The sequence below is a fragment of the Pseudomonas sp. R3-52-08 genome, from assembly GCF_003851745.1.
In the GTDB taxonomy this organism is placed as follows: domain Bacteria; phylum Pseudomonadota; class Gammaproteobacteria; order Pseudomonadales; family Pseudomonadaceae; genus Aquipseudomonas.
The window spans coordinates 5,302,262-5,323,085 of the sequence record NZ_CP027730.1 but is presented as its reverse complement, the minus strand read 5'-3'; the positions used below and the strand labels follow the sequence as shown (position 1 = coordinate 5,323,085).

Genomic DNA, 20,824 nt, shown 5'->3' with positions numbered 1-20,824 from the left:
GTCAACAAGATTATCAGCATCACAAGTTACTCCGCGAGAAATCAAAGATGTAACCAACGATTGCTGGGCCAAGTTTAGGGTTTCTTAAAAACCCAAAGATGTTTGAACTGAAGAGTTTGATCATGGCTCAGATTGAACGCTGGCGGCAGGCCTAACACATGCAAGTCGAGCGGTAGAGAGAAGCTTGCTTCTCTTGAGAGCGGCGGACGGGTGAGTAATGCCTAGGAATCTGCCTGGTAGTGGGGGATAACGTTCGGAAACGGACGCTAATACCGCATACGTCCTACGGGAGAAAGCAGGGGACCTTCGGGCCTTGCGCTATCAGATGAGCCTAGGTCGGATTAGCTAGTTGGTGAGGTAATGGCTCACCAAGGCGACGATCCGTAACTGGTCTGAGAGGATGATCAGTCACACTGGAACTGAGACACGGTCCAGACTCCTACGGGAGGCAGCAGTGGGGAATATTGGACAATGGGCGAAAGCCTGATCCAGCCATGCCGCGTGTGTGAAGAAGGTCTTCGGATTGTAAAGCACTTTAAGTTGGGAGGAAGGGCAGTTACCTAATACGTGATTGTTTTGACGTTACCGACAGAATAAGCACCGGCTAACTCTGTGCCAGCAGCCGCGGTAATACAGAGGGTGCAAGCGTTAATCGGAATTACTGGGCGTAAAGCGCGCGTAGGTGGTTTGTTAAGTTGGATGTGAAATCCCCGGGCTCAACCTGGGAACTGCATTCAAAACTGACTGACTAGAGTGTGGTAGAGGGTGGTGGAATTTCCTGTGTAGCGGTGAAATGCGTAGATATAGGAAGGAACACCAGTGGCGAAGGCGACCACCTGGACCAACACTGACACTGAGGTGCGAAAGCGTGGGGAGCAAACAGGATTAGATACCCTGGTAGTCCACGCCGTAAACGATGTCAACTAGCCGTTGGGAGCCTTGAGCTCTTAGTGGCGCAGCTAACGCATTAAGTTGACCGCCTGGGGAGTACGGCCGCAAGGTTAAAACTCAAATGAATTGACGGGGGCCCGCACAAGCGGTGGAGCATGTGGTTTAATTCGAAGCAACGCGAAGAACCTTACCAGGCCTTGACATCCAATGAACTTTCCAGAGATGGATTGGTGCCTTCGGGAACATTGAGACAGGTGCTGCATGGCTGTCGTCAGCTCGTGTCGTGAGATGTTGGGTTAAGTCCCGTAACGAGCGCAACCCTTGTCCTTAGTTACCAGCACGTTATGGTGGGCACTCTAAGGAGACTGCCGGTGACAAACCGGAGGAAGGTGGGGATGACGTCAAGTCATCATGGCCCTTACGGCCTGGGCTACACACGTGCTACAATGGTCGGTACAGAGGGTTGCCAAGCCGCGAGGTGGAGCTAATCCCAGAAAACCGATCGTAGTCCGGATCGCAGTCTGCAACTCGACTGCGTGAAGTCGGAATCGCTAGTAATCGCGAATCAGAATGTCGCGGTGAATACGTTCCCGGGCCTTGTACACACCGCCCGTCACACCATGGGAGTGGGTTGCACCAGAAGTAGCTAGTCTAACCTTCGGGAGGACGGTTACCACGGTGTGATTCATGACTGGGGTGAAGTCGTAACAAGGTAGCCGTAGGGGAACCTGCGGCTGGATCACCTCCTTAATCGACGACATCAGCTGCTTCATGAGCTCCCACACGAATTGCTTGATTCATTGAAGAAGACGATAGAAGCAGCTTTAAGCTCCAAGCTGATAGCTCTTAGCTAATCAGTTGCGCTCGAAATTGGGTCTGTAGCTCAGTTGGTTAGAGCGCACCCCTGATAAGGGTGAGGTCGGCAGTTCGAATCTGCCCAGACCCACCAATTTTGTTATGGGGCCATAGCTCAGCTGGGAGAGCGCCTGCCTTGCACGCAGGAGGTCAACGGTTCGATCCCGTTTGGCTCCACCATTAACTGTTTCTGCTGTTAGAGTTTAGAAATGAGTATTCCGCTGTGAATATTGATTTCTAGTCTTTGATTAGATCGTTCTTTAAAAATTTGGGTATGTGATAGAAAGATAGACTGACCGTTACTTTCACTGGTAACGGCTCAGGCTAAGGTAAAATTTGTGAGTCGCTCTTAATTGAGTATGATCGAATTTTCGGCGAATGTTGTCTTCACAGTATAACCAGATTGCTTGGGGTTATATGGTCAAGTGAAGAAGCGCATACGGTGGATGCCTTGGCAGTCAGAGGCGATGAAAGACGTGGTAGCCTGCGAAAAGCTTCGGGGAGTCGGCAAACAGACTTTGATCCGGAGATGTCTGAATGGGGGAACCCAGCCATCATAAGATGGTTACCTTACACTGAATACATAGGTGTATGGAGCGAACCAGGGGAACTGAAACATCTAAGTACCCTGAGGAAAAGAAATCAACCGAGATTCCCTTAGTAGTGGCGAGCGAACGGGGACTAGCCCTTAAGTGGCTTTGAGATTAGCGGAACGCTCTGGAAAGTGCGGCCATAGTGGGTGATAGCCCTGTACGCGAAAATCTCTTAGTCATGAAATCGAGTAGGACGGAGCACGAGAAACTTTGTCTGAATATGGGGGGACCATCCTCCAAGGCTAAATACTACTGACTGACCGATAGTGAACTAGTACCGTGAGGGAAAGGCGAAAAGAACCCCGGAGAGGGGAGTGAAATAGATCCTGAAACCGTATGCGTACAAGCAGTGGGAGCCTACTTTGTTGGGTGACTGCGTACCTTTTGTATAATGGGTCAGCGACTTATTTTCAGTGGCGAGCTTAACCGAATAGGGGAGGCGTAGCGAAAGCGAGTCTTAATAGGGCGTCTAGTCGCTGGGAATAGACCCGAAACCGGGCGATCTATCCATGGGCAGGTTGAAGGTTGGGTAACACTAACTGGAGGACCGAACCGACTACCGTTGAAAAGTTAGCGGATGACCTGTGGATCGGAGTGAAAGGCTAATCAAGCTCGGAGATAGCTGGTTCTCCTCGAAAGCTATTTAGGTAGCGCCTCATGTATCACTGTAGGGGGTAGAGCACTGTTTCGGCTAGGGGGTCATCCCGACTTACCAAACCGATGCAAACTCCGAATACCTACAAGTGCCGAGCATGGGAGACACACGGCGGGTGCTAACGTCCGTCGTGAAAAGGGAAACAACCCAGACCGTCAGCTAAGGTCCCAAAGTTATGGTTAAGTGGGAAACGATGTGGGAAGGCTTAGACAGCTAGGAGGTTGGCTTAGAAGCAGCCACCCTTTAAAGAAAGCGTAATAGCTCACTAGTCGAGTCGGCCTGCGCGGAAGATGTAACGGGGCTCAAACCATACACCGAAGCTACGGGTATCACGTAAGTGATGCGGTAGAGGAGCGTTCTGTAAGCCTGTGAAGGTGAGTTGAGAAGCTTGCTGGAGGTATCAGAAGTGCGAATGCTGACATGAGTAACGACAATGGGTGTGAAAAACACCCACGCCGAAAGACCAAGGTTTCCTGCGCAACGTTAATCGACGCAGGGTTAGTCGGTCCCTAAGGCGAGGCTGAAAAGCGTAGTCGATGGAAAACAGGTTAATATTCCTGTACTTCTGGTTATTGCGATGGAGGGACGGAGAAGGCTAGGCCAGCTTGGCGTTGGTTGTCCAAGTTTAAGGTGGTAGGCTGGAATCTTAGGTAAATCCGGGATTCTAAGGCCGAGAGCTGATGACGAGTTGTCTTTTAGACGACGAAGTGGTTGATGCCATGCTTCCAAGAAAAGCTTCTAAGCTTCAGGTAACCAGGAACCGTACCCCAAACCGACACAGGTGGTTGGGTAGAGAATACCAAGGCGCTTGAGAGAACTCGGGTGAAGGAACTAGGCAAAATGGCACCGTAACTTCGGGAGAAGGTGCGCCGGTGAGGGTGAAGGACTTGCTCCGTAAGCTCATGCCGGTCGAAGATACCAGGCCGCTGCGACTGTTTATTAAAAACACAGCACTCTGCAAACACGAAAGTGGACGTATAGGGTGTGACGCCTGCCCGGTGCCGGAAGGTTAATTGATGGGGTTAGCTAACGCGAAGCTCTTGATCGAAGCCCCGGTAAACGGCGGCCGTAACTATAACGGTCCTAAGGTAGCGAAATTCCTTGTCGGGTAAGTTCCGACCTGCACGAATGGCGTAACGATGGCGGCGCTGTCTCCACCCGAGACTCAGTGAAATTGAAATCGCTGTGAAGATGCAGTGTATCCGCGGCTAGACGGAAAGACCCCGTGAACCTTTACTATAGCTTTGCACTGGACTTTGAATTTGCTTGTGTAGGATAGGTGGGAGGCTTTGAAGCGTGGACGCCAGTTCGCGTGGAGCCAACCTTGAAATACCACCCTGGCAACTTTGAGGTTCTAACTCAGGTCCGTTATCCGGATCGAGGACAGTGTATGGTGGGTAGTTTGACTGGGGCGGTCTCCTCCTAAAGAGTAACGGAGGAGTACGAAGGTGCGCTCAGACCGGTCGGAAATCGGTCGTAGAGTATAAAGGCAAAAGCGCGCTTGACTGCGAGACAGACACGTCGAGCAGGTACGAAAGTAGGTCTTAGTGATCCGGTGGTTCTGTATGGAAGGGCCATCGCTCAACGGATAAAAGGTACTCCGGGGATAACAGGCTGATACCGCCCAAGAGTTCATATCGACGGCGGTGTTTGGCACCTCGATGTCGGCTCATCACATCCTGGGGCTGAAGCCGGTCCCAAGGGTATGGCTGTTCGCCATTTAAAGTGGTACGCGAGCTGGGTTTAGAACGTCGTGAGACAGTTCGGTCCCTATCTGCCGTGGACGTTTGAGATTTGAGAGGGGCTGCTCCTAGTACGAGAGGACCGGAGTGGACGAACCTCTGGTGTTCCGGTTGTCACGCCAGTGGCATTGCCGGGTAGCTATGTTCGGAATAGATAACCGCTGAAAGCATCTAAGCGGGAAACTAGCCTCAAGATGAGATCTCACTGGGACCTTGAGTCCCCTGAAGGGCCGTCGAAGACTACGACGTTGATAGGTTGGGTGTGTAAGCGCTGTGAGGCGTTGAGCTAACCAATACTAATTGCCCGTGAGGCTTGACCATATAACACCCAAGCAATTTGACTACTCCTGACTTTAAAAAAGCAGAAGCATCAGATTGCGGTGTGTGAAGACGCAATGAACCGAAAGTTCGAGGCTCACAAAACACCGACTTCTATCCCATACCCAATTTGCTGAAGCGAGGCCATCTGGCCACGACTCAGTACCCGAATTTCTTGACGACCATAGAGCATTGGAACCACCTGATCCCATCCCGAACTCAGTAGTGAAACGATGCATCGCCGATGGTAGTGTGGGGTTTCCCCATGTGAGAGTAGGTCATCGTCAAGATTAAATTCCGAAACCCCATTTGCGAAAGCAGATGGGGTTTTGTTTTGGACGGTCGAAAAGTGCCAGGGGTATATATCTCCGGCTGGGGATGTGCGGCCTTTCTATGCAATGCCTCTTCGCATGGCTATTATGCGTGCCTCATTGTGAGGCGATACCTGCATGCTTACGCTGTTAGAACTTCTGAAAGATGGCCGATTCCATTCCGGGGAGGCGCTGGGTGCCGCCCTAGGCGTTAGCCGCAGTGCCGTGTGGAAGCAGCTTCAGCTTCTTGAGGCTGAATTGAATCTACCTATTCATAAGGTGCGTGGTAAGGGATACCAGCTAGCAGCGCCGCTGGTGTTTTTGAATGCAGAAGAGATTGCGCGAAGTGTGCCGTCGGCGCCGTGGCCTATCCACGTTCATGACTCGATTGATTCCACCAATGCTGAGGCGTTGCGCTTGGTGGGTGCTGCGCAAGCCGCGCCGGTTCTGGTATTGGCTGAGCAGCAAACAGCTGGCCGAGGCAGGCGTGGCCGAAAGTGGGTCAGTCCATTCGCCCAAAATATCTATTACAGTCTCGTGCTGCGTATTGAGGATGGCCTCGGGCAATTGGAGGGCTTGAGTCTTGTGGTGGGTTTGGCGGTCATCCAGGCTTTGCGAGAGTCGGGTGTGCAGGGCGCAGCCTTGAAATGGCCAAACGACGTATTGGTCGGGCAGAAGAAGATTGCTGGAATATTGCTGGAGTTAGTGGGGGATCCGGCAGACATCTGTCACGTGGTTGTCGGCATCGGCATCAACGTGAATATGCAGAAGGCCGAGGTTGACCAGCAATGGACGTCGGTACAGCTTGAGACGGGTTCTGCTGCTGATCGTAATGCCTTGGTGGCCCAAGTCAGCTTGCAGCTCCAGCGCTACCTGGATCGGCACAGGGAGTCTGGCTTTTCAGCTCTCCAGGAGGAATGGGAGAGCAATCATGCATGGCAAGGGCGGGCGGTATCGCTTATCGCCGGTGTGAATCGTATTGATGGAGTGGTACTCGGTGTTGACCGTCAAGGTGCGTTGCGCTTGAGCGTTGACGGTGTTGAGAAAACTTACAGCGGTGGTGAGCTAAGCCTGAGGTTGCGTGATGATTCTTGAACTCGACTGTGGGAATAGCTTTATCAAATGGCGAGTGCTGGGTGTCGACAGGGTGGCCGCCGTGGCGGAGGGCGTTGTCGGTTCGAATCTCGCATTGATTGAAAGTCTGAATGCGGTGCCGGACATGTCGCTCACCCGTTGCCGGCTGGTGAGCGTTCGTGCGCTGGAGGAAACAAACAAGCTGGTTGAGACATTGGTCGAGGCTTTTGGCATCACTGTTTCGTGCGCGACATCAGCTGCGCAGATGGCGGGCGTTCGCAATGGCTATGACGATTTCGAGCGGCTTGGTCTTGATCGTTGGCTGGCGATCCTTGGTGGGTACAAGTTGGCGTCAGGCGCTTGCCTGGTGCTGGATTTTGGCACTGCGGCGACTGCCGATTTTATCGATGCAGATGGCGAACACTTGGGAGGTTTCATTTGCCCTGGTCTGCCTCTTATGCGCAACCAGCTGCGCACGCATACGCGCAAGATACGCTACGACGACGCTGCTGCTGAGCGTGCTCTGGAACGTCTATTGCCTGGACGTACAACCGCCGAGGCCGTCGAGCGTGGCTGTACACTGATGCTAAGGGGGTTTGTGTTGACACAGATCGAGCTTGCCAGAGGTTATTGGGGAGACGACTTCACGGTGTTCCTGACGGGTGGAGATGCTGACCTGGTGTTCGACGCTGTGCCGCAGGCGCGGCTTGTTCCTGATCTGGTATTTATTGGTCTGGCAATGGCATGTCCGTTGTTATGAGGTGTTTATGCGTTGGCTGTTCCTGCTTCTACTGATCCTCAACGTCTTTTATTATATATGGCATCAGCAAGAGGCGCCATTGCGCGCCAAGGACGTCACCCCCCTGAGCCTTTATCGTGGCTCCCAGCAGGACATACGATTGCTGAGTGAATCTTCCGAAACGATGGCTCGAAGAGATCGTGCAAAAACGCCCGACACGCAAAATTCCTGCCTGTACATCGGAGGATTTACCGATCAGCGTCAGGCGCAAGCTGTCGAGCAGCGCCTCACCAGCCTGGATATAAAGGTCAAGGTTCAATTGCTGAACATGCCTGAGGCCAGCGGTTACTGGCTTCGAGTGGCCCCTGAAAGCAGGCGCTTGGCGGATGATCTGCCCTTTGAAAACCTTGCTAAGGAATTCAATGAGTTAAAACACAAAATAATGCTGTGCGAAGGCATTGCAACTCTCGAATAGTTTGCATAGAATGGCGCCCGCTTCGCAGTGAAGACCTTCAGAGGCTTTGGTGGGAAGCGACGTCAATGCAGCTAACCTCATAATTTAAATGAGAAAATGCTTGACAGAAGGTCGGCGTGATGTAAAATGCCGGCTCGCTTAGGAGGGGTTCCCGAGCGGCCAAAGGGATCAGACTGTAAATCTGACGTCTACGACTTCGAAGGTTCGAATCCTTCCCCCTCCACCATTTTAGCGTGAGCTGCAAGCTCCGCGGGTATAGTTTAGTGGTAGAACCTCAGCCTTCCAAGCTGATGATGCGGGTTCGATTCCCGCTACCCGCTCCAAGTTTGCAGTTTGTGCACGGTGTTTTGCTCTTGTAGCTCAGTTGGTAGAGCACACCCTTGGTAAGGGTGAGGTCAGCGGTTCAAATCCGCTCAAGAGCTCCATATAACAAGGCAGATATGAAAATATCTGCCTTTGTTTTAACGGCTGCCTCGGCTTGTATCGTGTTGTTTCTGGCGTTGGTTGTCAGTTGATTTCAAGTCTGTTGGGGTTGGTTATTGTAAAGTCTTTTTCAGGCCTGCATAATGGTCGGCCTGATTTTGTTTTAGGTCAGTAGCTCAATTGGCAGAGCGACGGTCTCCAAAACCGTAGGTTGGGGGTTCGATTCCCTCCTGACCTGCCAGATTCACATGGTGTGTCTGGCTTTCTTTTCACAGGATCTTCATAGATGACTCCTAAGGCTGAAGCTCAAAGCTCTCGTTTCGATCTGTTCAAGTGGCTCGCCGTAGTCGCCTTGGTGGTCGTAGGCGTTGTTGGCAATCAGTACTATTCTGCTTCGCCGATCCTGTACCGCGTTCTCGCTTTGCTTGCCCTTGCTGCTGTAGCTGCCTTTGTAGGTCTGCAGACCGTTAAAGGCAAGTCTTTCGCGGTCCTGGTAAAGGAAGCTCGCACCGAAATTCGTAAAGTCGTTTGGCCGACTCGCCAAGAAACCACACAGACCACATTGATTGTCGTGGCTGTTGTTCTGGTTATGGCGTTGCTGTTGTGGGGGCTTGATTCCCTGCTCGGCTGGCTTGTTTCCTTGATTGTTGGCTAAGGGTGTCCCGTGGCTAAGCGTTGGTACGTTGTGCATGCTTACTCGGGTTACGAGAAGCATGTTATGCGCTCTTTGCTGGAGCGCGTAAAGCTGGCAGGCATGGAAGATGGCTTCGGCGAAATTCTGGTTCCCACTGAAGAAGTGGTTGAAATGCGGAATGGTCAGAAGCGCAAGAGTGAACGCAAGTTCTTCCCTGGCTACGTGCTGGTACAGATGGACATGAACGAAGGTACTTGGCACTTGGTCAAGGACACTCCTCGTGTCATGGGTTTCATTGGCGGTACCGCTGATAAGCCTGCGCCGATCACTGACAAAGAAGCGGAAGCAATTCTGCGTCGCGTTGCTGACGGTAGCGACAAACCTAAGCCGAAGACGTTGTTCGAGCCAGGTGAGGTTGTTCGTGTTACAGACGGTCCGTTCGCTGATTTCAACGGCACTGTCGAAGAAGTTAACTACGAAAAGAGCCGGATCCAAGTGGCAGTGCTCATTTTCGGTCGCTCTACTCCGGTAGAGTTGGAGTTCAGTCAGGTCGAGAAGGTCTAGCTGAGCAAGCATCCCAACCCCGCAGCCTAGGCTGTGGGGTTTTGTCGTCACTGGGATAAACGCGCAAGTAACCGGGGAGCCTTTCGAGGCGTTCGAACCCGTAATTGGAGTGCCTCATGGCCAAGAAGATTACCGCTTACATCAAGCTGCAAGTGAAGGCCGCTCAGGCCAACCCTAGCCCACCCGTCGGTCCAGCTCTGGGTCAGCACGGCGTGAACATCATGGAGTTCTGCAAGGCTTTCAACGCCCGTACTCAGGGTCTTGAGCCAGGTCTGCCGACTCCAGTGATCATCACTGTATACAGCGACCGTAGCTTCACTTTCGAAACCAAGTCGACTCCGGCTTCGGTTCTTCTGAAGAAAGCTGCCGGTCTGACTAGCGGTTCCGCTCGTCCGAACACCGTTAAGGTTGGCACCGTAACTCGTGCTCAGCTGGAAGAAATCGCGAAAACCAAAAACGCGGATCTGACTGCAGCTGATATGGATGCAGCCGTGCGTACCATCGCCGGTTCTGCTCGTAGCATGGGCCTTAACGTGGAGGGTGTGTAATGGCTAAGCTGACCAAGCGCCAAAAGGCTATCGCCGGCAAAATCGAAGCGGGCAAGGCCTACAATTTTGTAGACGCTGCTGCTCTGCTGACCGAGCTGTCGACTGTCAAGTTCAGCGAGTCCGTTGACGTTGCTGTGAATCTGGGCGTTGACCCACGTAAATCCGACCAGGTCGTTCGTAGCGCTACTGTGCTGCCACACGGTACTGGCAAGACCGTACGTGTTGCTGTCTTCACCCAAGGTCCGGCCGCTGAAGCTGCTCTGGCCGCTGGCGCCGATCGCGTTGGCATGGACGACCTGGCTGCCGAAATGAAAGGCGGCGACCTGAACTATGACGTCGTTATTGCCTCCCCGGATGCAATGCGCGTTGTAGGTCAGTTGGGTCAGATCCTGGGTCCACGTGGCCTGATGCCTAACCCTAAAGTCGGCACCGTAACGCCAGACGTAGCTACCGCGGTTAAAAACGCCAAGGCTGGTCAGGTTCGTTATCGCACCGACAAAAACGGCATCATTCACACCTCCGTTGGCAAGGTCGGCTTCGATGCCGTCAAGCTGAAGGAAAACGTTGAAGCCCTGATCGCTGATCTGAAGCGTATCAAGCCTGCTTCCTCGAAAGGTATCTACGTCAAGCGCGTTACCCTGAGTACCACTATGGGCCCAGGTCTGGTCATCGACCAAGGCTCGCTGGACGTATAAGACACAGGTTGGCGCAAGTGATTGCGCCAATTGAAAGATTGGGGTCCCTGCCTGGCGGGGGCTATCCAAGACCGTAGGCGACGCAAGTCTTAAACCAACAAGCCTACGCAGATGGTGCTCCCGGTTCCTTACCGAATCAGACACCAAAACGACATCAGGCCTAGGCCGGATGAAACGGTAACAAGCAGGAGTTAAACCCGTGGCAATTAATCTCGAAGACAAGAAGGCCATCGTCGCTGAAGTCAACGAGGCTGCCAAAGCTGCTCTGTCCGCTGTCGTGGCTGATGCCCGTGGTGTGACAGTAGGCGCTATGACCGGACTCCGTAAAGAGGCTCGTGAAGCTGGCGTGTACGTACGTGTTGTACGTAACACCTTGCTCAAGCGCGCCGTTGCTGACACTGAATACAGTGTGCTCAACGACGTGTTCACCGGCCCGACTCTGATCGCGTTCTCCAAAGATCATCCAGGCGCTGCTGCCCGTTTGTTCAAGGAATTCGCCAAGAGTCAGGACAAGTTCGAGATCAAGGCAGCTGCGTTCGAGGGCAAGTTCCTCGCAGCTAACCAAATCGACGTACTGGCAACACTGCCGACCCGCGACGAAGCCATTTCGCAGCTGATGAGCGTGATTCAAGGCGCTACCAGCAAGCTGGCTCGTACTCTGGCTGCAGTTCGCGAGCAAAAAGAAGCTGCCGCAGCCTAAGGCTGAGCAACGTCTCTCGCGTATTTTTGTTTATTTCGATGGCCGCGTAGGCCGTCCCCCAATTCAGGAAATACAGCAATGTCTATCTCCCAAGACGATATCCTCAACGCCGTAGCTGAAATGTCGGTTCTGCAGGTTGTTGAGCTGATCAAAGCTTTCGAAGAAAAATTCGGCGTTTCCGCTGCCGCTGCTTCCGCTGGCCCAGCTGTTGCTGCTGTCGCTGCTGAAGAGCAAACCGAATTCAACGTCATGCTGCTGGAAGCTGGCGAGAAGAAAGTAAACGTGATCAAGGCAGTACGTGAACTGACCGGTCTGGGCCTGAAAGAAGCCAAGGCTGTAGTTGACGGCGCTCCTGCCCAGGTTCTGGAAGCTGTGTCGAAAGACGCTGCTGACAAAGCCAAAGCTACTCTGGAAGAAGCAGGCGCTAAAGTCGAGCTGAAGTAAGCATCGACCTTGCGTCTCCAGCCCACGCTTTAAGCTGAAGGCTGATGGCTGGTGGCTCTTGCCACCGGCCTTTTTCCGTTCTTGGCTGACGACTCGGTCGCCGCCATTAACGCGCTGTAGCCACCCGATGCGGTGGTGCAAACCATGGGGTTTGCAAGATTTTCTGGCTGCTCCCGTCGGGAGGGCCAAACAAGCAGGTGACCAAGCTGGGGAACGCTGATGGCTTACTCATATACTGAGAAAAAACGTATCCGCAAGGACTTTAGCAAGTTGCCGGACGTCATGGATGTCCCGTACCTTCTGGCTATCCAGCTGGATTCGTATCGTGAATTCTTGCAGGCGGGAGCGACCAAAGATCAGTTCCGCGACGTGGGCCTGCATGCGGCCTTCAAATCCGTTTTCCCGATCATCAGCTACTCCGGCAATGCTGCGCTGGAGTACGTCGGTTATCGCCTGGGCGAACCGGCATTTGATGTCAAAGAATGCGTGTTGCGCGGTGTTACGTACGCCGTACCTTTGCGGGTAAAAGTCCGTCTGATCATTTTCGACAAAGAATCGTCGAACAAAGCGATCAAGGACATCAAAGAGCAAGAAGTCTACATGGGCGAAATCCCACTGATGACTGAAAACGGTACCTTCGTTATCAACGGTACCGAGCGCGTAATCGTTTCCCAGCTGCACCGTTCCCCGGGCGTGTTCTTCGACCACGACCGCGGCAAGACGCACAGCTCCGGTAAGCTCCTGTACTCCGCGCGGATCATTCCGTACCGCGGTTCGTGGTTGGACTTCGAGTTCGACCCGAAAGACTGCGTGTTCGTGCGTATCGACCGTCGTCGCAAGCTGCCGGCCTCGGTACTGCTGCGCGCGCTCGGCTATACCACTGAGCAAGTGCTGGACGCCTTCTACACCACCAACGTATTCAGCCTGAAGGATGAAACCCTCAAGCTGGAGCTGATCGCTTCGCGTCTGCGTGGTGAAATTGCCGTCCTGGACATCCAGGATGAAAAAGGCAAGGTCATTGTTGAAGCTGGCCGTCGTATTACCGCGCGCCACATCAACCAGATCGAAAAAGCCGGCCTCAAAGAGTTGGAAGTGCCGCTGGACTACGTCCTGGGCCGCACTACCGCCAAGGTCATCGTTCACCCGGCTACAGGCGAAATCCTGGCTGAGTGCAACACCGAGCTGAACACCGAGATCCTGGCCAAAATTGCCAAGGCCCAGGTCGTTCGCATCGAGACCCTGTACACCAACGACATCGACTGCGGTCCGTTCATCTCCGACACGCTGAAGATCGACTCCACCAGCAACCAATTGGAAGCGCTGGTCGAGATCTATCGCATGATGCGTCCTGGTGAGCCGCCAACCAAAGACGCTGCCGAGACCCTGTTCAACAACCTGTTCTTCAGCCCTGAGCGCTATGACCTGTCTGCGGTCGGCCGGATGAAGTTCAACCGTCGTATCGGTCGTACCGAAATCGAAGGTTCGGGCGTGCTGTGCAAGGAAGACATCGTCGCGGTACTGAAGACCCTGGTCGACATCCGTAACGGCAAAGGCATTGTCGATGACATCGACCACCTGGGTAACCGTCGTGTTCGCTGCGTAGGCGAAATGGCCGAGAACCAGTTCCGCGTTGGCCTGGTACGTGTTGAGCGTGCGGTCAAAGAGCGTCTGTCGATGGCTGAAAGCGAAGGCCTGATGCCGCAAGACCTGATCAACGCCAAGCCAGTGGCTGCAGCGGTGAAAGAGTTCTTCGGCTCCAGCCAGCTCTCGCAGTTCATGGACCAGAACAACCCGCTCTCCGAGATCACCCACAAGCGCCGTGTCTCTGCACTGGGCCCGGGCGGTCTGACTCGTGAGCGCGCTGGCTTTGAAGTCCGTGACGTACACCCGACGCATTACGGTCGTGTATGCCCGATCGAAACGCCGGAAGGTCCGAACATCGGTCTGATCAACTCCCTGGCCGCTTATGCGCGCACCAACCAGTACGGCTTCCTCGAGAGCCCGTACCGTGTGGTGAAAGAGGGTCTGGTCACTGACGAGATCGTGTTCCTGTCCGCCATCGAAGAAGCTGATCACGTGATCGCTCAGGCTTCGGCCACGATGAACGACAAGAAAGTCCTGATCGACGAGCTGGTAGCCGTTCGTCACTTGAACGAGTTCACCGTCAAGGCGCCGGAAGACGTCACCTTGATGGACGTATCGCCCAAGCAGGTAGTTTCGGTTGCAGCGTCGCTGATCCCGTTCCTGGAGCACGATGACGCCAACCGTGCGTTGATGGGTTCCAACATGCAGCGTCAAGCTGTACCGACCCTGCGCGCCGACAAGCCGCTGGTAGGTACCGGCATGGAGCGTAACGTAGCCCGTGACTCCGGCGTTTGCGTCGTGGCTCGTCGTGGCGGCGTGATCGACTCCGTTGATGCCAGCCGTATCGTGGTTCGTGTTGCAGATGACGAAGTTGAAACCGGTGAAGCCGGCGTCGACATCTACAACCTGACCAAATACACCCGTTCGAACCAGAACACCTGCATTAACCAGCGTCCGCTGGTGCGTAAGGGTGACCGCGTTCAGCGTAGCGACATCATGGCCGATGGCCCGTCCACCGACATGGGTGAGCTGGCACTGGGTCAGAACATGCGCATCGCGTTCATGGCCTGGAACGGTTACAACTTCGAAGACTCCATCTGCCTGTCGGAACGAGTTGTTCAAGAAGATCGCTTTACCACGATCCACATCCAGGAATTGACCTGTGTGGCGCGTGACACCAAGCTTGGGCCAGAGGAAATCACTGCAGACATCCCGAACGTGGGTGAAGCTGCACTGAACAAGCTGGACGAAGCCGGTATCGTTTATGTAGGTGCTGAAGTTGGCGCTGGCGACATCCTGGTCGGTAAGGTCACTCCGAAAGGCGAGACCCAGCTGACTCCGGAAGAGAAGCTGTTGCGTGCCATCTTCGGTGAAAAAGCCAGCGACGTTAAAGACACTTCCCTGCGTGTACCTACCGGTACCAAGGGTACTGTCATCGACGTACAGGTCTTCACCCGTGACGGCGTTGAGCGTGATGCTCGTGCACTGTCCATTGAGAAGACTCAACTCGACGAGATCCGCAAGGACCTCAACGAAGAGTTCCGTATCGTTGAAGGCGCGACCTTCGAACGTCTGCGCTCCGCTCTGGTAGGCCACAAGGCTGAAGGCGGCGCAGGTCTGAAGAAAGGTCAGGACATCACCGACGAAATCCTCGACGGTCTTGAGCACGGCCAGTGGTTCAAACTGCGCATGGCTGAAGATGCTCTGAACGAGCAGCTCGAGAAGGCCCAGGCCTATATCGTTGATCGCCGCCGTCTGCTGGACGACAAGTTCGAAGACAAGAAGCGCAAACTGCAGCAGGGCGATGACCTTGCTCCAGGCGTGCTGAAAATCGTCAAGGTTTACCTGGCAATCCGTCGTCGCATCCAGCCGGGCGACAAGATGGCCGGTCGTCACGGTAACAAGGGTGTGGTCTCCGTGATCATGCCGGTTGAAGACATGCCGCACGATGCCAATGGCACCCCGGTCGACGTTGTCCTCAACCCATTGGGCGTACCTTCGCGTATGAACGTTGGTCAGATCCTCGAAACCCACCTGGGCCTCGCGGCCAAAGGTCTGGGCGAGAAGATCAACCGTATGATCGAAGAGCAGCGCAAGGTCGCAGACCTGCGCAAGTTCCTGCACGAGATCTACAACGAGATCGGCGGTCGCAACGAAGAGCTGGACACCTTCACCGATCAGGAAATCCTGGATCTGGCGAAGAACCTGCGCGGCGGCGTTCCAATGGCTACCCCGGTGTTCGACGGTGCCAAGGAAAGCGAAATCAAGGCCATGCTGAAACTGGCAGACCTGCCGGAAAGCGGCCAGATGCAGCTGTTCGACGGCCGTACCGGCAACAAGTTCGAGCGCCCGGTTACTGTTGGCTACATGTACATGCTGAAGCTGAACCACTTGGTAGACGACAAGATGCACGCTCGTTCTACCGGTTCGTACAGCCTGGTTACCCAGCAGCCGCTGGGTGGTAAGGCTCAGTTCGGTGGTCAGCGTTTCGGGGAGATGGAGGTCTGGGCACTGGAAGCATACGGTGCTGCATACACTCTGCAAGAAATGCTCACAGTGAAGTCGGACGATGTGAACGGTCGTACCAAGATGTACAAAAACATCGTGGACGGCGATCACCGTATGGAGCCGGGCATGCCCGAGTCTTTCAACGTGTTGATCAAAGAAATTCGTTCCCTCGGCATCGATATCGATCTGGAAACCGAATAACACGTGACGCGAATCGAGAGCGGGGCAGTGATGCCCGCTCTCTGCTCCGCCAGGAGGAAAGGCCTTGAAAGACCTACTGAATTTGCTGAAAAACCAGGGTCAAGTCGAAGAGTTCGACGCCATCCGTATTGGACTGGCATCGCCTGAGATGATCCGTTCGTGGTCGTTCGGTGAAGTTAAAAAGCCGGAAACCATCAACTACCGTACGTTCAAACCTGAGCGTGACGGCCTGTTCTGCGCCAAGATCTTTGGCCCGGTAAAGGATTACGAGTGCCTGTGCGGTAAGTACAAGCGCTTGAAGCACCGTGGTGTGATCTGCGAGAAGTGCGGCGTTGAAGTTGCGCTGGCCAAGGTTCGTCGTGAGCGCATGGCGCACATCGAACTGGCTTCGCCGGTTGCCCACATCTGGTTCCTGAAATCGCTGCCGTCCCGTATCGGCTTGCTGATGGACATGACCCTGCGTGATATCGAACGCGTTCTCTACTTCGAGAGCTATGTCGTTATCGACCCAGGCATGACCACCCTTGAAAAAGGTCAGCTGCTGAACGACGAGCAGTACTTCGAAGCGCTGGAAGAGTTCGGTGATGATTTCGATGCCCGCATGGGTGCCGAAGCTGTCCGCGAACTGCTGCACGCTATCGACCTGGAACACGAGATTGGCCGTCTGCGCGAAGAAATTCCGCAAACCAACTCCGAAACCAAGATCAAGAAACTGTCCAAGCGTCTGAAGTTGATGGAAGCCTTCCAGGGTTCCGGCAACTTGCCAGAGTGGATGGTGCTGACCGTTCTGCCGGTTCTGCCGCCAGATCTGCGTCCGCTGGTACCGTTGGACGGTGGTCGTTTCGCGACGTCCGACCTCAACGACCTGTACCGCCGCGTGATCAACCGTAACAACCGCTTGAAGCGCCTGCTTGATCTGTCCGCTCCGGACATCATCGTGCGCAACGAAAAGCGTATGTTGCAAGAAGCGGTCGACGCCTTGCTCGACAACGGTCGTCGTGGCCGCGCTATCACGGGTTCCAACAAGCGTCCTCTGAAATCCCTGGCTGACATGATCAAGGGTAAGCAAGGTCGTTTCCGTCAGAACTTGCTCGGTAAGCGTGTTGACTACTCCGGTCGTTCGGTAATTACCGTAGGCCCGACCCTGCGTCTGCACCAGTGCGGTCTGCCTAAGAAGATGGCGCTCGAGCTGTTCAAGCCGTTCATCTTCGGCAAGCTGGAAATGCGCGGTCTCGCGACCACCATCAAAGCGGCCAAGAAAATGGTCGAGCGCGAGCTGCCAGAGGTTTGGGACGTTCTCGCTGAAGTGATTCGCGAACACCCGGTTCTCCTCAACCGTGCACCGACCCTTCACCGTCTGGGTATCCAGGCGTTTGAACCGGTACTGATCGAAGGCAAGGCTATCCAGCTGCACCCTCTGGTCTGTGCTGCGTACAACGCCGACTTCGACGGCGACCAAATGGCCGTGCACGTTCCGCTGACACTGGAAGCCCAGTTGGAAGCGCGTGCGTTGATGATGTCGACCAACAACATCCTGTCGCCAGCCAACGGTGAGCCAATCATCGTTCCGTCGCAGGACGTTGTATTGGGTCTGTACTACATGACCCGTGAAGCGATCAACGCCAAGGGTGAAGGTCGTGTGTTCGCTGACCTGCAGGAAGTTGACCGTGTGTTCCGTGCCGGCGAAGCCGCACTGCACGCCAAGGTCAAAGTGCGGATTCACGAAACCGTCAACGACCGTGACGGCGGCAGCGTGAGCAATGTTCGTATCGTCGACACGACTGTCGGCCGTGCGCTGTTGTATCAGGTTGTACCAAAAGGTTTGTCGTACGACGTCGTCAACCTGCCAATGAAGAAAAAGGCGATCTCCAGGCTGATCAACCAGTGCTACCGCGTGGTTGGTTTGAAAGAGACCGTGATCTTCGCTGACCAGTTGATGTACACCGGTTTTGCTTATTCGACCATTTCCGGCGTTTCCATCGGTGTTAACGACTTTGTTATCCCAGATGAAAAAGCTCGCATCATCGCGGCTGCAACCGATGAAGTGAAAGAGATCGAGAGCCAGTACGCCTCCGGCCTGGTAACCCAGGGCGAGAAGTACAACAAGGTGATCGACCTTTGGTCCAAGGCCAACGACGAAGTTTCCAAGGCGATGATGGCCAACCTCTCGAAAGAGAAAGTCATCGACCGTCACGGCGACGAAGTTGACCAGGAATCCTTCAACTCGATGTACATGATGGCCGACTCGGGCGCACGGGGTTCTGCTGCGCAGATCCGTCAGCTCGCCGGTATGCGTGGCCTGATGGCCAAGCCGGACGGTTCCATCATCGAAACGCCGATTACAGCGAACTTCCGTGAAGGGTTGAGCGTACTCCAGTACTTCATCTCCACTCACGGCGCTCGTAAAGGTCTGGCGGATACCGCGTTGAAAACCGCTAACTCCGGTTACCTGACACGTCGTCTGGTAGACGTTGCCCAGGATCTGGTTGTAACCGAGATCGATTGCGGCACCGAGCATGGCCTGGTGATGACTCCGCACATTGAAGGCGGTGACGTTGTAGAGCCACTGGGTGAGCGCGTATTGGGTCGTGTTATTGCCCGTGACGTCTTCAAGCCGGGTACCGAGGAAGTTATCGTTCCTGCCGGCACTCTGGTAGACGAGAAGTGGGTCGAGTTCATCGAACTCAACAGCATCGACGAAGTGATCGTTCGTTCGCCGATCAGCTGTGAAACCCGCTATGGCATCTGCGCCAAGTGCTACGGCCGTGACTTGGCTCGTGGTCACCAGGTGAACATCGGTGAAGCGGTCGGCGTTATCGCTGCCCAGTCTATCGGTGAGCCGGGTACCCAGCTGACCATGCGTACGTTCCACATCGGTGGTGCGGCAAGCCGGACCTCCGCAGCCGACAGCGTTCAGGTGAAGAATGGCGGTACTGTCCGTCTGCACAACCTGAAACACGTTGAGCGAGTGGATGGCCACCTGGTTGCTGTGTCCCGTTCCGGTGAGCTGGCGATCGCTGATGACTACGGTCGTGAGCGTGAGCGTTACAAGCTGCCGTACGGTGCTGTGATTTCGGTTAAAGAAGGTGACAAGGTCGACGCTGGCGCAATCGTGGCCAAGTGGGATCCGCACACTCACCCAATCGTTACCGAAATGAAAGGTACCGTGACCTACGTGGGCATGGAAGAAGGCATCACGATCAAGCGTCAGACTGACGAATTGACCGGTATGACCAACATTGAAGTACTCGACGCGAAAGATCGTCCAGCTGCCGGTAAAGACATCCGTCCTGCCGTGAAGATGGTCGATGACAACGGCAAGGACTTGTTGCTGCCAGGCACTGACGTAATCGCTCAGTACTTCCTGCCAGCCAACGCCCTGGTCGGTGTAGCGGATGGTGCGAAGATCGCGATCGGTGATGTTATCGCGCGTATCCCGCAAGAAACTTCGAAGACTCGAGACATCACCGGTGGTCTGCCGCGTGTTGCCGACTTGTTCGAAGCTCGTCGTCCGAAAGAAGCGTCGATTCTGGCTGAAGTCAGCGGCACCATCGCGTTCGGTAAAGAGACCAAGGGCAAGCGTCGTCTGGTCATTACCCCGAACGACGGTAGCGATCCGTACGAAGAGCTGATTCCGAAGTGGCGTCACCTGAACGTCTTCGAAGGCGAACAGGTAAACCGCGGCGAAGTTATCTCCGACGGCCCGAGCGACCCACACGATATCCTGCGTCTGCTGGGTGTGAGTGCGCTGGCCAAGTACATCGTTAACGAGATCCAGGACGTTTATCGTCTGCAAGGCGTGAAGATCAACGATAAGCACATCGAGACCATCCTGCGTCAGATGTTGCGTAAAGTTGAAATCGCTGAATCCGGCGATTCCAGTTTCATCAAGGGCGACCAGATGGAATTGACTCACGTACTCGTAGAGAACGAGCGTCTGGCTGGCGACGAGAAATTCGTTTCCAAGTTCACTCGCGTGCTGCTGGGTATCACCAAGGCGTCGTTGTCCACTGAGTCGTTCATCTCGGCGGCCTCCTTCCAGGAGACCACTCGCGTACTGACCGAAGCAGCGGTAACCGGCAAGCGCGATTACCTGCGCGGCCTGAAAGAAAACGTGGTCGTGGGTCGTCTGATCCCGGCCGGTACCGGTTTGGCCTATCACAGCGAGCGTAAACGTCGCCGTGACGCTGACAAGCCGTTGCGCGTAAGCGCCAGTGAAGTGGAAGCTGCACTGACCGAAGCGCTGAACTCAAGCGGTAACTGAGTTCTGCGATAAATAAGTCCGGGCCCTGGCAGCCCCATTCGTCGGATCGAGGCATTTTTGCCCCGGTTCGACGGGCGGGGAGGTCGGGGCCTTGCCTTGACTGGGGGCAAGATCCTCTTTAGACTCTTGTACCCCTAAATTTGGCGGGAATTCGTTCCTGCCATTTTGCTTTTCTTGCAAGACAATAGCGTCGCAAGACAACAGTGGAGCTAGTAGATGGCAACTATCAACCAGCTGGTACGTCAGCCGCGTAAGCGTATCGTCGAGAAATCCGACGTGCCTGCGCTGCAGAACTGCCCGCAACGTCGTGGCGTATGCACCCGTGTGTATACCACCACGCCGAAAAAACCTAACTCGGCACTGCGTAAAGTATGCCGTGTGCGCCTGACCAACGGTTTCGAGGTTTCCTCGTACATCGGCGGTGAAGGCCACAACCTGCAAGAGCACAGCGTGGTACTGATCCGCGGCGGTCGTGTAAAAGACTTGCCAGGTGTTCGTTATCACACCGTACGCGGCTCCTTGGATACTTCCGGCGTTAAAGGTCGTAACCAGGGTCGTTCGAAGTACGGTACCAAGAAGCCTAAGTAGTAACGGCTTTTTGTAAAC

The 20,824-nt window shown here is 54.6% G+C and carries 12 protein-coding genes, 6 tRNA genes and 3 rRNA genes; all 21 read left to right on the top strand.

The window, feature by feature from the left end:
- Positions 1-104 precede the first annotated feature (104 nt).
- The 21 genes from C4J91_RS24605 to rpsL all read left to right on the top strand — a co-directional run bounded on the left by C4J91_RS24605 (position 105) and on the right by rpsL (position 20,806).
- Positions 105-1,641, top strand: a 16S ribosomal RNA gene (locus tag C4J91_RS24605).
- Positions 1,642-1,763: 122 nt separating this feature from the next.
- Positions 1,764-1,840: transfer RNA gene (locus C4J91_RS24600), tRNA-Ile, on the top strand.
- A gap of 10 nt (positions 1,841-1,850) precedes the next feature.
- Positions 1,851-1,926 (top strand) — tRNA-Ala (locus C4J91_RS24595).
- A 239-nt stretch (positions 1,927-2,165) separates the two neighbouring features.
- Positions 2,166-5,057: ribosomal RNA gene (locus C4J91_RS24590) — 23S ribosomal RNA — on the top strand.
- 171 nt (positions 5,058-5,228) lie between these two features.
- Positions 5,229-5,344: ribosomal RNA gene (gene rrf, locus C4J91_RS24585) — 5S ribosomal RNA — on the top strand.
- Together the 16S, 23S and 5S rRNA genes with 2 tRNA genes alongside form the textbook arrangement of a ribosomal RNA operon.
- A gap of 159 nt (positions 5,345-5,503) precedes the next feature.
- Positions 5,504-6,460: a bifunctional biotin--[acetyl-CoA-carboxylase] ligase/biotin operon repressor BirA gene (gene birA, locus C4J91_RS24580; RefSeq protein WP_124364619.1), complete on the top strand. Its 957-nt coding sequence runs from the start codon at positions 5,504-5,506 to the stop codon at positions 6,458-6,460.
- Positions 6,450-7,199: a pantothenate kinase gene (locus tag C4J91_RS24575; protein WP_124364618.1), complete on the top strand. Its 750-nt coding sequence runs from the start codon at positions 6,450-6,452 to the stop codon at positions 7,197-7,199. The genes birA and C4J91_RS24575 overlap by 11 nt, the downstream gene beginning before the upstream one ends.
- A 7-nt stretch (positions 7,200-7,206) precedes the next feature.
- Entirely contained in the window at positions 7,207-7,653 is a 447-nt protein-coding gene (locus tag C4J91_RS24570; RefSeq protein WP_124364617.1) for a hypothetical protein, read from the top strand.
- 141 nt (positions 7,654-7,794) lie between these two features.
- A tRNA-Tyr gene (locus C4J91_RS24565) sits at positions 7,795-7,879 on the top strand.
- A 23-nt stretch (positions 7,880-7,902) separates the two neighbouring features.
- Positions 7,903-7,976: transfer RNA gene (locus C4J91_RS24560), tRNA-Gly, on the top strand.
- A gap of 26 nt (positions 7,977-8,002) precedes the next feature.
- Positions 8,003-8,078 (top strand) — tRNA-Thr (locus C4J91_RS24555).
- A gap of 163 nt (positions 8,079-8,241) precedes the next feature.
- Positions 8,242-8,317, top strand: a tRNA-Trp gene (locus C4J91_RS24550).
- Positions 8,318-8,362: 45 nt separating this feature from the next.
- Entirely contained in the window at positions 8,363-8,731 is a 369-nt protein-coding gene (gene secE, locus C4J91_RS24545) for a preprotein translocase subunit SecE (protein WP_124364616.1), read from the top strand.
- Between the two features lie 9 nt (positions 8,732-8,740).
- On the top strand, positions 8,741-9,274 hold the full coding sequence (gene nusG, locus C4J91_RS24540; RefSeq protein ID WP_003176436.1) for a transcription termination/antitermination protein NusG: 534 nt from the start codon (positions 8,741-8,743) through the stop codon (positions 9,272-9,274).
- Positions 9,275-9,390: 116 nt separating this feature from the next.
- Complete coding sequence (gene rplK / locus C4J91_RS24535) at positions 9,391-9,822, top strand: 50S ribosomal protein L11 (RefSeq protein ID WP_003176435.1); 432 nt, start codon at positions 9,391-9,393, stop codon at positions 9,820-9,822.
- Positions 9,822-10,517: a 50S ribosomal protein L1 gene (gene rplA / locus C4J91_RS24530; RefSeq protein WP_003232403.1), complete on the top strand. Its 696-nt coding sequence runs from the start codon at positions 9,822-9,824 to the stop codon at positions 10,515-10,517. The genes rplK and rplA overlap by 1 nt, the downstream gene beginning before the upstream one ends.
- A 199-nt stretch (positions 10,518-10,716) precedes the next feature.
- Positions 10,717-11,217, top strand: coding sequence for a 50S ribosomal protein L10 (rplJ, locus tag C4J91_RS24525; protein WP_003232405.1), 501 nt, complete (start codon positions 10,717-10,719; stop codon positions 11,215-11,217).
- Between the two features lie 78 nt (positions 11,218-11,295).
- Entirely contained in the window at positions 11,296-11,661 is a 366-nt protein-coding gene (rplL, locus tag C4J91_RS24520) for a 50S ribosomal protein L7/L12 (protein WP_003176432.1), read from the top strand.
- Between the two features lie 219 nt (positions 11,662-11,880).
- Complete coding sequence (gene rpoB / locus C4J91_RS24515) at positions 11,881-15,954, top strand: DNA-directed RNA polymerase subunit beta (protein ID WP_057724824.1); 4,074 nt, start codon at positions 11,881-11,883, stop codon at positions 15,952-15,954.
- A gap of 64 nt (positions 15,955-16,018) precedes the next feature.
- Entirely contained in the window at positions 16,019-20,218 is a 4,200-nt protein-coding gene (gene rpoC, locus C4J91_RS24510; RefSeq protein WP_124364615.1) for a DNA-directed RNA polymerase subunit beta', read from the top strand.
- 216 nt (positions 20,219-20,434) lie between these two features.
- A complete protein-coding gene (gene rpsL, locus C4J91_RS24505; RefSeq protein WP_002555494.1) occupies positions 20,435-20,806 on the top strand; it encodes a 30S ribosomal protein S12 in 372 nt (123 codons plus the stop codon).
- Positions 20,807-20,824 lie beyond the last annotated feature (18 nt).

What these genes read in the sequence shown, in the direction of transcription:
- birA (WP_124364619.1), top strand. Translation starts at nt 5,504, where the DNA reads ATGCTTACGCTGTTAGAACTTCTGAAAGATGGCCGATTCCATTCCGGG.
- C4J91_RS24575 (WP_124364618.1), top strand. Translation starts at nt 6,450, where the DNA reads ATGATTCTTGAACTCGACTGTGGGAATAGCTTTATCAAATGGCGAGTG.
- C4J91_RS24570 (WP_124364617.1), top strand. Translation starts at nt 7,207, where the DNA reads ATGCGTTGGCTGTTCCTGCTTCTACTGATCCTCAACGTCTTTTATTAT.
- secE (WP_124364616.1), top strand. Translation starts at nt 8,363, where the DNA reads ATGACTCCTAAGGCTGAAGCTCAAAGCTCTCGTTTCGATCTGTTCAAG.
- rplK (WP_003176435.1), top strand. Translation starts at nt 9,391, where the DNA reads ATGGCCAAGAAGATTACCGCTTACATCAAGCTGCAAGTGAAGGCCGCT.
- rplA (WP_003232403.1), top strand. Translation starts at nt 9,822, where the DNA reads ATGGCTAAGCTGACCAAGCGCCAAAAGGCTATCGCCGGCAAAATCGAA.
- rplL (WP_003176432.1), top strand. Translation starts at nt 11,296, where the DNA reads ATGTCTATCTCCCAAGACGATATCCTCAACGCCGTAGCTGAAATGTCG.
- rpoB (WP_057724824.1), top strand. Translation starts at nt 11,881, where the DNA reads ATGGCTTACTCATATACTGAGAAAAAACGTATCCGCAAGGACTTTAGC.
- rpsL (WP_002555494.1), top strand. Translation starts at nt 20,435, where the DNA reads ATGGCAACTATCAACCAGCTGGTACGTCAGCCGCGTAAGCGTATCGTC.